Consider the following 12594-nt stretch of genomic DNA (forward strand, 5'->3'; position numbering starts at 1 on the left):
ATATACTATTGAATTTTGATTATGGTTCATTTATAATAGGCTACAAATGTTAGGTCATTTTAATATTTTGGTTAACAAATGTTTGAAACAACTTGGTCAATAAGAACATAACGTGACTATTCTGAGAATATCATTCCGGTTTTGCTAAAATCCCGGAGTGCGGTTGAGAGGTCGAAATTGATTGAGTGAGATAGGGATTAAGAACGTAACGATTTAGGAAGGATGGGGATGAAACAATGGAGAGCTATCCGAAGATGATTATCGGAGGAGAACAGTGTAACGCTGTTTCAGGGGCAGTCATAGACGTTTGCAATCCAGCGACAGGGGAGTGGATCGCCACTGTTCCTGCGGGCAGTAGTCGTGATATTGACAAGGCGGTCAAAGCCGCAGAACAAGCGGGACATAATTGGCGTTATCTAGGGTTTGGGGAAAGGGCCACCTTACTGAGACGTTTGGGCAACGTGATTTTGGATCATGCGGAAGAGATAGCCCTGATAGATGCGAAGGATTCTGGAAATCCGCTCGTCGAAATGCGAAAAGATGTGCTCAAAGCCATCAAGCACCTTGAATACATGACAGGGTTGGCGTTGGAGGTCAAGGGTGAAACGATTCCGGCCACAACTCCAAACAACATACATATGACGTTGCGCGAACCTTTCGGCGTTGTTGGACGTATCATGCCATTTAATCACCCCGCGATGTTTACGATTCAGCATCTCGTTAGTCCGCTCGTCACTGGTAACACCGTCATTCTGAAACCATCCGAGGAAACGCCGTTATCCGCTTTGTACATTGTAAAGCTGGCACAGGATATTTTGCCTGCGGGCGTGCTGAACATCGTCACCGGGGCAGAGGAGCCAGGTTCGGCTTTGGTCCAGCATCCTCGAGTTCGGCGTCTTGCGTTCACCGGGGGTCCGGAGACTGGGAAGAAGATTATGCAGGGTGCCGCTGGTAGTGGAGTTTTGAAGCAAACGACGCTTGAGCTGGGTGGCAAGAATCCGATGATCATTTTTCCGGATGTGGATGCGGGGACAGCTGCCAATGCTGTTCTTGCCGGTATGAACTTTAAGCGTTGCCTTGGTCAGTCGTGCGGATCCACGTCCCGGGTATTCGTTCACAAGTCGCAGCGCGACGCAATTATTGACAAAGTAATCGCTGGCGTTCAGGCGATAAAACCCGGTGATCCAAGTCACGAGGATACTGAGATGGGTTGCCTCACCTCCAAGCGGCAATTTGACAAGACTAGTCACTATGTTGATGTGGCCAAGCAAGAAGGGGCTAGATTGTTGTACGGAGGTGAACCTTATGCTGACGAGCCATTTAATAAGGGATACTTCTTCAAGCCTACCGTATTCGATCAAGTAACTACTGAAATGACCATCGCACAGGAAGAGGTTTTTGGCCCCGTTCTTTCTCTCATTGAATGGGATGATTACGATGAGATGATTCAATCAGTCAACTCCGTGGCGTACGGGCTGACGGCCAGCATTTGGACGAATGATGTCAACACTGTGCTCAAGACTGTTCCACTTGTAGAAGCCGGATTCGTGTGGGTTAATGGTGTCGAACGTCGTTACCACGGGGTGCCATTTGGGGGTACTAAGGATAGCGGTATCGGTCGGGAGCATTGTTTGGATGAACTTCTAAGTTACACGCAACTTAAGAGCGTAAATATTTTAACTAGTTGATTTTGGGTTCACACACCGCCTACTACGTTACTCGTCGTCGACGTTCAAAATCGCAGACGAGCACATTGGAAAGCCGGTATCGAATCTCGATGCTATTCATGAGATTTGAAGCGCGCTTGGTCGACAAAGCGAAAAGTGAACTGTGAGGGATACATTCGGTCCAGCCCTCCAGATGCGATAATTTATCCCTCTAGGTTGGACTGGAATGATGCAAGTGGTATTTGTGAACCCGGAAGCTGAGGGAGGAAGGCTATCGTTTGTACCAGCAGGGGGAGGTGATGACGAGATTAAAAATCGTTTCGATACGTTCATTGGTATAAAATTTAGTATGAAACTGTGTAGCAAGGGATCACGAATGTGATTGTTACGGGAGTCAACAAGTATATTTGCGTCGATTCTACCGTGTGGGCTAGCTTATGATTGTTCCTTTGTAAGCGCTTCCTGTAATTTGCGCAACGAGTACGGGATTGGAAAATCTCAATGATGAGAACGGTCGTTTTGCGTCGGTCATGACGAGGGATGCTATTATTACCGCGTGAGCGAATTAGAATCCACTCGCCTGCCGTCCGAGGACATCGTGGGATTTGATGCTTGCAAATGTGAGATTTTACTTTTAGGAAGTGGCTAGATTTTTGGTCATTCTTGGGCGCATTTCCGGTGCAACGCTATTGTCGGCTTATGGAGAATCGGTTTGATGTCGGTAGTCGATCCGATTTAAAGGAAGCGTGCCCGACCAATTTGATGACCTAAGATCCACACCAAGTTATTCCAGCCAGTGTTTGATTTGCTAAACTTACAAATAAGAAGGGGAGAGTTATGTGGAGAAACATAATCGACCATGGTTTTTAAAGAAAATGGGTCACGTTTCATTGGGGGTAACCGATATGGATCGGTCAATCGATTTTTACACACGGGTCTGTAACCTCGTCATGGTAGAGCAAGATGCGGACGGGACAGCGTACTTGCGAAGTCAATTCGAGCACCACGCCTTAGAGCTCCGCCCGAGCTCGGTGGCTCGGCTTGATCATATCGCTTACGAAACCCACTCCGACGCTCAGACCGAGCAATTAAAGCTTTGGTTGGAAAAGAAGGGAGTCGAAGTGACGGAGGCTCCTCCAGAACCCGGTCGGTTGGGGAAAGCGATTCGCTTTCAAGATCCTAATGGGACGTGGATAGAAGTGTATCGTTCGTTGGAACGGTTAGAAGGAATTTTCTCATCGGGTCCCTTTAAAATCAATGGCCTCGGGCATCTTACGTTACTTAATAAAAATATAGAGGAAATAGAACCGTTTTATCGAGAAGTGGCATGCTTTCGTTTGTCAGACCGGCGTGCTGACAATGGGGCGTGGATGCGGTGTAATGCCGATCACCACGCGATTGCTTTTCTACCTGCGGAGAATACGACGCTCCACCATCACGCTTACGAACTTGAAAGTTGGAATGAAATGAAGCGGGCATGTGACTGGTTTGCAAGGCAAGGAATTCCGGTAGCATCCGGCCCGATGCGTCACGGAATCGGAAATAACATTGCCATCTACATCAAAGATCCGGACGGATTTTTTGTAGAGTATTACTGCGAAATGGAGCAAATTGACGATGGGGAGGATCATATTCGAGAACACAAGCCTTTTGTCGATGTCTGGGCGCAAGTGAAAAAGGGAGTTCGGTAACATGCAACCTGGTTCGTCGGCAGGCTGGGGATGTTGTACAATTCGGATTAAAGGAAGGGGTTTGTTTGGATGTCTGAAGGCAAATTGATGCGAGGTGTTGTTATACCTTTGCCCACGGTTTTTCTTTCCGACGGTGAAGTTGATATTGTCACCATGAAACAGTTGATCAAATTTTATTTGGATGCGAATGTGGATGGCTTTTTCGTCTGCGGATCGTTCGGTATGGGACCCGCAATGCGGACAGATCAAAGGAAACAAGTGGTCGAACTCGTGGCCGAGCAGGTAGATGGTCGGATTCCGTTCGTCACCCACTGCGGGACGGTGGATACCTTTACGTCTATAGAGCTTGCAAAGCACGCTGAGCAGGCTGGCAGCACTGCAGTCTGTCTCGTACCGCCATTTTACTATAACGACCACACAGACTACGAAATTTTGGAACATTATCGTCAGGTGGCAGATGCAATCCACATCCCAATGTTTATTTATGATCACGAGAAATACACTGGAATTCATATGCGAGTGGAACGGGTACTCTGGCTCAAGAAGGAGATTCCAACGATTCGCGGCATCAAGCTTAATGTAATGGACACTGGCCGTGCATTAGGATATTTACGGCATTTACCTCAGGATATGGCTATATTCACAGGGGGGATTGCCAACTTGCTTGTAGGAAAGCCTGTTGGGTTTGACGGGGTCATCAATCCAGCTACAGCCCATGTGCCGGAGTTAAGCGTGAATTTGTGGAATGCACTCGAGAACGGCGATTATGAGAGTGCCGTTCGTTATCATCATCAAGCAAACGCTATATCGGAGACCTTGCGGCAGCTTTGGGGAAAGAAAGGTCGAAGCGCTCATAAAGAAGCACTCCAACTTCGAGGTTTCGACATTAAACTGTTTCCTCGTTATCCGTCTCAAGACTTGGACAGCGGAGATTTGGAGACCTTGCGCTCCGTTCATAAAGAGGTCGGCCTTGATTGGGCATTAAAGAAGAAGGAGGGAGTATAATGAGCAATGAACTGGAAGCTGGTCCAGAGGTAACCAGCCGGGCTGAGTTGGAAAAATTGTTGAGTTCAACGGTGAAGCCAGATGAGGGCGAGATTCCACCCTTCATCTTTCAACGATCCGACATTTATCAGCTAGAGCTAGAACGCATCTTCAAAAGAAATTGGTTGTTCATCGCTCACGAGACCGAAATACCGTCGCCGGGCGATTATGTTACGCGTCGCATGGGCGAAGAGGACGTTATCGTTTCCAGAGGTGAAGATAACGAGATTCGAGTGTTTCTCAACTTCTGTAGACACCGAGGGAACAGAATAAGTAGAACGGACATGGGAAACTGCAGCCATTTCAGATGCCCTTACCATGGATTTACTTACTCCAATAAAGGAGACCTCGTAGGCGTTCCTTATCGGAAGCAGGTGTATGGTAAGGAATTCGACTGGTCGAAATTCAGCTTGATACAAGCAAGGTCGGATCAGTATCACGGCTTAATTTTTGCGACGTGGAATCACGAAGGCGAATCATTAGATGCGTTTCTCGGTGATATGAAATGGTACATGGACATCTTTTTCAATCGAACGGAGTTGGAGGTACTAGGACAGCCCCAAAGATACGAGGTTCGCTCGAACTGGAAGTTACCGGCTGAAAATTTTGTGTCCGACTCGTACCATTTCTTGTTCACGCATCAATCACTCATGTCCGTGGGTCAGGTGAAAAACGTGAAAGAACGCAAAAAAGGGTATCACGTGTCGGCCACAAATGCACATGGGTGTGGAATTTCTGCGCCCGGCGAAGAGATGATTTTTAATAGGGACTTCATGGACGATTATGAAGCGAATCTTTCGGAGGGACAATTGGGCATCTTAAAGGAAATGTTTAATGTCCATGGCAACATTTCACCTAACTTGTCTTTTCTGATAAGTTCTCGCAAGGTAGGGGATGAGGTGGTCAGTTTCACGACCATCAAGCAATGGCAGCCAAAAGGGCCAGAAAATGCCGAAGGGTGGTCATGGCTTCTTGTAGAGAAGCGGGCGAGCGATAGGGTGAAGGAAATGTCTATGCAGAGTTACTTGCTGAACCATAGTTCAAGTGGGATGGCCGAACAGGACGATGGAGTGAATTATGAAGGTATTACGAGAAACAGCCGCAGCGATGTGGCGGCCTCGGTTCCGTTAAAGTATCAAATAGGTTTAGGACGAACGCCTATGAGTGATTTTCCTGGACCAGGAACCGTTTACGAAGGAAAGTGGCAGGAAGAAAACGCGAGGAAATATTACGAGTGGTGGTTGGGTAGCTTGTTGGATAGTGGTGTGTAAATTTAAGAGCTCTATTACTAAGACCGAATTTTGGGGGTTCAACAAATGATTGAGCAAAAATTGAAGAAAGTCTCTAGCGATGTACGTGAAGAAATCGAGGATTTTTTGTACGAAGAAGCAAGCAAGATTGACGATGGACGTTTTGAAGAATGGTTGGACATGATGACAGACTCGTGCACGTATCGAATGCCTGTCCGCCTTACGCGGGAGCGATCAGATTTGCCTGACGTATCTGTGGATATGTATCATTTCTATGATGACCGGAGCACATTACAACTCCGGGTCGACAGGCTACAAACAGAATACGCGTGGGCAGAAGACCCGCCTTCGCGGACACGACATCTTGTAACAAATGTGCGGGCGTTTTCCGTCTCCAACGACGAAGTGAAGGTCAACAGCAACTTTCTCGTCTATTGGAACAGAGGCGACTCTCCAGATGCCGACCTCATTTCAGGAAAACGCAATGATATATTGAGACGTGTGGATGGCGCTTGGAAGCTTTCCGAGCGGACAATCATAGTTGACCAGTCATCCTTGGGTACGGGTCATCTATCAATTTTTCTGTAAAGAAGTGATAAATATGAAAAAACAACTTAAATCAACCAATGAAATCGAAATTAAAAATGAATTTGCATCCGTAATTTGTAAGCGTGTGCATACGAGGAATGGCATGCGCTTGGAGATTTCTTCGCCGCGATTAGGATTTAGCATTCAGCTGGACGCCTTGGCATTAGAATCACTTACATGGCAAGATATGGAGACATTTTCTAAGTTCCTGGAGACACCGTTTGGCACAGAGGAGGACGATGTATGACTAACTTGTTAAAGGGCAGAGTGGCGCTCATTACCGGTGGTGGATCTGGCATTGGGAAGGCTGTGGTGAAGCGCTTTGTCGGGGAAGGTGCTAAGGTGTGTGTGCTTGAGTTTTCCGAGGCTAGAGTAAAGTCACTGGAGGAACAGTTTGGTGAGAACGTAATTGGGATCCAAGGTGACGTATGTAAGTACGAGGATAATCAACGGGCTGTGAATACGGCCCTCGAACGTTGGGGGCAACTCGATACATTCGTGGGAAATGCCGGCCTATTTGACGGTCGGGTCGCACTGAAAGATATGCCGATCACGGCTATAGACCAAGCATTTGATGAACTTTTTAACGTAAACGTCAAAGGGGTTTTGTTCGGAATCAAGGCGAGCGTCGACGAATTGACTAAGTCACCAAACGGTACGGTTGTTTTGACTTCTTCAATCGCGGCATTTCACGCGGGAGGTGGCGGGCCTCTTTATTCGGCAAGCAAACATGCTACCCTCGGTCTCATTCGACAGCTGGCGCATGAGTTCGCTCCAGATGTGAGGGTAAATGGGGTTGCACCCGGGGTAACAGCGACTGACCTTACCAGTTTGTCAAGCCTGGAAGGGTTCCGGAGCACTGGGACACCAGGGGAAAGCCCAAAAAAAAGAAATCCACTCAACCTAACACCGGACCCGGAACACCACGCTGGAGCGTATGTGTTTCTTGCAAGTAACATGTCAAAAACGTTAACAGGGACCGTACTTCCGAGCGATGGGGGGATGGACGTCCGCGGATTGCGTTATCAGGATTGAGGTGGGCGGAGTATAGTGCAGGTACTAACTGCCCTATTGTCAACTCCAATATAAATATTAAGCAGCGATAGAAGTGGCAGGATTAAACACAGGTACTACAAAATCACCTGTCTCAAGTATAAATTCAGAAGATAGGGCGTTGGTACAGAAGTTGCACGAAAGCCGGAAACATCATGTTACTAAATAAAACATAGACGATGCGTAAAGAAATGTATGAGTGCAGGTAATTACCGTACTCTTATGTTTTGGTAATTTGCTATCTAAGTACCTCTTCGGGCAACCTGATGTTGAAGGTTTAATAAGTTACAAGGGGGAAGACGTGATGGAACCGAATACAAATATTGAAAAGCCAATAGAGACCAAAACAGGGAGAAATTCTCTTCGAAAATATTTTCTTTCCTTTGGACCGGGAATCGTTGCTGTATTGACAATGATAGCTGCGGGCGATCTTGTTGTTTCTGCTGTTTCCGGATCAAACTATGGGTATAATCTTATGTGGCTCCTTGCTGGTGCGTTTATTATTCGTTTCGTTATTGTAAATATTATAGCACGATACCAGCTTAGTAACAAGGGAAGGCTATCAATATTGGCTGGGTTTGCGGAAATGGGAAGGTTTATCCCCTGGTTTATGGGGATTGCCGCTATAATTATAGGGCACTTAGGCGGTGCTATTATGATAATTGGAACTGGAGAAGTTCTTGCCTGGCTTTTTAATTTCGGCTCACCATTTATATGGTCAATCGTTGTTGTTTTAAGTGCCCTCTTTGTTACCGGACGCAATATGTACAATACCATTGAAAAAATAATGAAACTATTGCTTGGCATAATGTCAATTGCCTTTATTGGGCTGGCTATCTATGTTCTTCCTGATGTCGGTCAGATTATTAAAGGGACGATTGGGTTTGGTATCCCAGAAAACACTGGTTCTCCTTTTGGGGTGTTTTTAGTAGCGAGTTCGTTAATAGGAGCTGTAGCTGGGTCTATGACGAACTTTCTCTATCCTTATTTTATGAAGGAAAAAGGATGGGATAATCCATCATTTATAAAACTTGCACGTTACGATTTATTATTCGCATTCTTTGCTGCGGCAGTAATTTGCTTATCCATTTGGATTGTTGGAGCAGAAATTTTAAGACCAAATGGTATCCAGGTTAATAATTTAAGTGATATTTCTCAAGCTCTTTCTATTTATTTAGGACCTTTTGGATCTATAGTATTTTACTTGGGTGCATTTGGGATTCTGTATAGCAGTGTTATTGGTTTTGCTAATGGTTATCCCCGTTTAGCCGTGGATTGTTTCCAAATAATCAAGAAAGAACGAAGGGAGAAATATGGAGATAAACTTGAAAACGACCCATGGTTCAGGTGGATAAGTCTATTTATCCTTGTTGCACCAATCGTGTGGACAATACCAGGAATGCCTGGTTTTGTTGTAATGACCATTTTTGTTAATGCAATACAAACATTGCTTGTTCCAGCAATTGCTATTGGACTTCTGGTACTTTCGAATAAAAAGAGCCATTTAGGTAAATACACGAATAATTGGTTTGAAAATGTTTTACTAGTACTAACTACTGCTTTAACAGTTTGGTTATCCGTAGAGTGGATAGTGGATCTATTCTTGTGAATAGAATGATGTCAGAAATACCCTTCCATACTAATGTAATTCTGAATTTTCATTATATTAATTGACGGAACAAATCTGATATATTCGATAGCCTTGCCCATCCGTACAGTGACTGACGGATGGGTAGAATAAAAATTGCACCAATATTGACGTATTCATAAACCTCATTAAGACAGGCGACGGTTACGATGGTTACCAACGCGTCATTGCGTTCATGGACATATTGGCTATTCTTCTGTTCCACATGGGTGTTGTCACTTTTCTTGCAGGCTCGGCTTGTTGGCGCTAAAACGGGGTGTGACCACTCTGCGCAAATATAATCCATTTCCTGCTAAACAAGTTCAATGGTGGGTATCGCCTCCCAATACATTGGAGAATTACAAAATGAAAGGTAGGTATATGAGCTTATGGATGGCTTTACTTTTGTTGGTAAAACAGATGAATTTGAGGATGAAGATATGGAGCAATATACAGTTAATGGATACCCTGTCATACTTAATTACGTTGAAGGGGAGTTTTATGCTTGTCATGCAATATGTACACATGAATATGCGGAACTGATAGATGGGGATTTAGACGGTCATACTATTACCTGCCCGCTCCATTTTGCTTGTTTTGATTTAAGAAATGGTGCTGTATTAGAATCTCCAGCTACAAAACCCCTCCTTGTTTTTGAAGTAAAAATACAAAATGATGAAATTTGGATAAAAAATGAACCAAAGGGGGGGAAGGAATGACCACAAATAACAGATTTGTGATTATTGGAGCAGGAATGGCTGGATTAAATGCAGCAGCGACTTTGCGGAATGAAGGCTATAAGAATGAAATTATGCTCCTTGATAAAAATTCAAATTTACCTTATGACAGACCGCCATTATCAAAAGGATTTTTAACGGGTGAATTGGATGAAGAACAAATTTTGTTACGAAGCCCCAATTTTTACGATGACAATAACATAAAATTGAATTTAAGTAGATCTGCAATCAGATTGGATCTAGATAAACAACTTGTTGAACTGGATAATCATGAAACGGTTACCTGGGATAAACTTTTAATTGCAGTAGGCTCTAGGTTGCGAAAACTGAACATTCCAGGAACAGAACTTAAGCATGTTCATTATTTGAAAACAAAAGAAGATTCCATTTTATTAAAGCAAGACTTACAATCCTGTGAAGATATTGTTATTATTGGTGCTGGATTTATCGGCTCTGAAGTAGCAGCATCCTGCCGCAGAAAAGGTATCAATGTTACGGTCATAGAGGCACTTCCAACCCCTCTGCGGAATATTCTTGGTGATAGAATGGGAGAGTTTATTGCAAAATTACACCGTTCGAATGGCGTGAATCTGATTACAAATGAATTTGCGACCGAATTAACAGGTGAAGATAGCGTTAAAGAGGTTGTTACGAATACCGGAAGAAGAATTCCATGTCAGGCTGTAGTCATTGGAATTGGTGTAGAACTGGACTTGAATCTGATTGAGAGAACAGAAATCAATGCAGCAAACGGCATAATGGTCGATGAGTATTGCGAAACAAATATTCCAGGGGTTTTTGCAGCCGGAGATTGTGCATTATGGCCATACTTCGGAGAAAAAATCCGTGTAGAACATTGGGATCATGCGATGAATCAGGCAAAAACGGCCGCTAAAAATATGTTCAATCCAAAAACGGAAAGGTATAATACTATTCCTTATTTTTGGTCTGATCAATATGATGTTAGATTTCAATATTTAGGCCATGCAAAGGATTGGGATTCTACAGTATTACGCGGAAGTATAGAAGAAAAAAAATTCACCTTCTTTTATCTGAAAAACAACAAAATTGTAGGTGCTCTATTTGTCAATGACCCTAAAAATGTGATTCCAGTAAGACGTTTTATTATGCAAAACACAATATTTAATGATCCGAGCATTTTGGGTGACACTCACCAAAAAATTAAGGAAGTAGCAACAAAAGAGACTAATAATTAGCATTCAAACCCGTATTCCTCATAATAGGTGAGGAATATGGGGTTTATTGAAGTATCTGAAATAGGGAAAGAAAATAATTGGAAAGTTTTATGTGTGAAAAAATCTATTTTAATAAATGTTACATACAACGTCGCCGTTAATCCCAGAAATTCAAAATCCAGTCATCAAGGAAGTTCAGGTCGTTGGTAATAAATCAACCGTTCCCCGACGTTATGAACTCACTCTGAACTTGGTTCGCCAATGGGAAAAGAGTATCAAAGGGTCCTTTTGACGGTGGTTGATCCAAACGCCATCCCTCAGAAAGTTGGTGAACTGACGAAGGAAAATGACCTTTGGGCTTGTTCGCGTGTTATTTTAAAATATTGGATACTACGGGAACAGGGGGGGAGTGCTATAACGGATAAAAGAAAAGAAGTCATCCTTGTGGCTACGATGTTAATGGGAACAGCTCTTGTTCCTTTGAACGCAACCATGGTGGCTGTGGCATTGACGGCGATGGCTAATTCCTTTGACATAAGCTTGGCGAGTGTTTCCTGGGTGGTTACGGTGTATTTGATTGTTATGGCAGCGGTACAGCCTATCGCGGGGAAATTGGGCGATCTTTATGGTAATCGATTTGTTTTTATGATTGGGCTTTTTCTTATGTTGGGAGCTTCAATCGCGTGTGTGTTTTCCTTTCATTTAATCTGGTTAATCGGTTTTCGGGCATTGCTGGCGTTTGGCGGAGCGTTAACGGCACCCAATGCCAATGCGATTATCCGCCAGACGGTACCTCCTCGAAGACTTGGAGAGATTTTCGGGATTTTAAGCTTCGGGATGGGGTTGGGAACGGCAATCGGTCCTGTGATCGGTGGCTTAGTTATGAGTATTTGGGGCTGGCCTTCGATTTTCTGGGTCAATGTTCCAGTTATTGTTATCGCAATTTTCAGTACACTTTATTTGGTACCGAAAGTTCAAAAAGGTCCATCGTCTTCTCTTGATGTGTCAGGCTCGCTTTATTTGGCCGTTGTGTTCACGCTTGCGAATTTACTTGTCCATGGGCAAAGTGTGTGGGAATATATTATGATGGGTGCGGCGCTCCTCGTCAGCCTTTTCTTTTTTATACGCAGGGAGAGGAATGCGAAGGCACCTTTAATTGATTTTTCCTTGTTTCGGAATCTTTCGTTCTTGAGTGCGAATCTGTCCATACTGATTAGTAATTTCTTTATGTACAGCACTATTTTGGCGATTCCGTTGATTTTGGAGGCGGACTTTGCGTTATCATCTGAAATAATCGGCTGGGTTGTGTTTATTTTTTCCATGACCATGGCCCTGTGTTCCATGCTGGGCGGGTACCTGGCGGATAGGACGGAAAAAGGAAAGCTGGTTTTTTGCGCGTTTTTGGCGATGGTTGGTGTGTCTGCTCTTTATATCGTCTTTTTCACCAATCACTCGTTAGCTTACCTTATTGTAGTTCTGGTCATGGCGGGGATTTCCCGAGGCATAGGGTTGACCTCCATGAAGGTGGTCGCTTTGGAGGCTGTCCGGCCTGAAATGTCAGGAATCGCTTCCGGCATTTATTCCACTTTTCGTTACATGGGAAGTATGGTAGCTTCAACACTCGTCAGTCTATTAACCGGTTCAGTGTCTTTGTTTGTTGTGATGTTGTTCTTGACTTTCGCTGGTGTGTTCGTCTCCCGCGGGATTGGAAAAACCAGCGTGTCAGCGGGTCCTCATTAGG

Annotated in this window: 11 protein-coding genes; all 11 read left to right on the forward strand. The window is 44.4% G+C overall.

Features of this window, described 5'->3' with window-relative positions; all coding sequences use genetic code 11:
• The first annotated feature begins 236 nt into the window (after positions 1 to 236).
• Positions 237 to 1688, forward strand: coding sequence for an aldehyde dehydrogenase family protein (locus tag CUC15_RS04735; RefSeq protein ID WP_114915573.1), 1452 nt, complete (start codon positions 237 to 239; stop codon positions 1686 to 1688).
• 818 nt (positions 1689 to 2506) lie between these two features.
• The gene (locus tag CUC15_RS04740) at positions 2507 to 3358 is read left to right on the forward strand and encodes a VOC family protein (RefSeq protein ID WP_114915574.1); all 852 of its coding nucleotides are present in this window, start codon (positions 2507 to 2509) and stop codon (positions 3356 to 3358) included.
• Between the two features lie 69 nt (positions 3359 to 3427).
• Complete coding sequence (locus CUC15_RS04745; protein ID WP_114915575.1) at positions 3428 to 4363, forward strand: dihydrodipicolinate synthase family protein; 936 nt, start codon at positions 3428 to 3430, stop codon at positions 4361 to 4363.
• Positions 4363 to 5673 (forward strand): aromatic ring-hydroxylating oxygenase subunit alpha, encoded by a 1311-nt coding sequence (locus tag CUC15_RS04750; protein ID WP_114915576.1) that lies wholly within the window; start codon positions 4363 to 4365, stop codon positions 5671 to 5673. Before CUC15_RS04745 ends, CUC15_RS04750 begins: the two co-directional genes overlap by 1 nt.
• Before the next feature lie 45 nt (positions 5674 to 5718).
• On the forward strand, positions 5719 to 6240 hold the full coding sequence (locus CUC15_RS04755; protein ID WP_114915577.1) for an aromatic-ring-hydroxylating dioxygenase subunit beta: 522 nt from the start codon (positions 5719 to 5721) through the stop codon (positions 6238 to 6240).
• A 13-nt stretch (positions 6241 to 6253) separates the two neighbouring features.
• The gene (locus CUC15_RS04760; RefSeq protein ID WP_114915578.1) at positions 6254 to 6487 is read left to right on the forward strand and encodes a dihydrodiol dehydrogenase; all 234 of its coding nucleotides are present in this window, start codon (positions 6254 to 6256) and stop codon (positions 6485 to 6487) included.
• Complete coding sequence (locus tag CUC15_RS04765; RefSeq protein ID WP_114915579.1) at positions 6484 to 7275, forward strand: SDR family NAD(P)-dependent oxidoreductase; 792 nt, start codon at positions 6484 to 6486, stop codon at positions 7273 to 7275. The genes CUC15_RS04760 and CUC15_RS04765 overlap by 4 nt, the downstream gene beginning before the upstream one ends.
• A gap of 322 nt (positions 7276 to 7597) precedes the next feature.
• Positions 7598 to 8902, forward strand: coding sequence for an Nramp family divalent metal transporter (locus CUC15_RS04770; RefSeq protein ID WP_114915580.1), 1305 nt, complete (start codon positions 7598 to 7600; stop codon positions 8900 to 8902).
• Between the two features lie 407 nt (positions 8903 to 9309).
• Positions 9310 to 9639, forward strand: a complete 330-nt coding sequence (locus tag CUC15_RS04775) for a non-heme iron oxygenase ferredoxin subunit (protein WP_114915581.1) — start codon at positions 9310 to 9312, stop codon at positions 9637 to 9639.
• Positions 9636 to 10874 (forward strand): NAD(P)/FAD-dependent oxidoreductase, encoded by a 1239-nt coding sequence (locus CUC15_RS04780; RefSeq protein ID WP_114915582.1) that lies wholly within the window; start codon positions 9636 to 9638, stop codon positions 10872 to 10874. The genes CUC15_RS04775 and CUC15_RS04780 overlap by 4 nt, the downstream gene beginning before the upstream one ends.
• 273 nt (positions 10875 to 11147) lie before the next feature.
• Complete coding sequence (locus CUC15_RS04785; RefSeq protein ID WP_162800267.1) at positions 11148 to 12593, forward strand: MFS transporter; 1446 nt, start codon at positions 11148 to 11150, stop codon at positions 12591 to 12593.
• The last annotated feature ends 1 nt before the right edge of the window (position 12594 follow it).

Origin of the sequence: Oceanobacillus zhaokaii (assembly GCF_003352005.1) — a bacterium.
Taxonomy (GTDB): domain Bacteria; phylum Bacillota; class Bacilli; order Bacillales; family Amphibacillaceae; genus Oceanobacillus; species Oceanobacillus zhaokaii.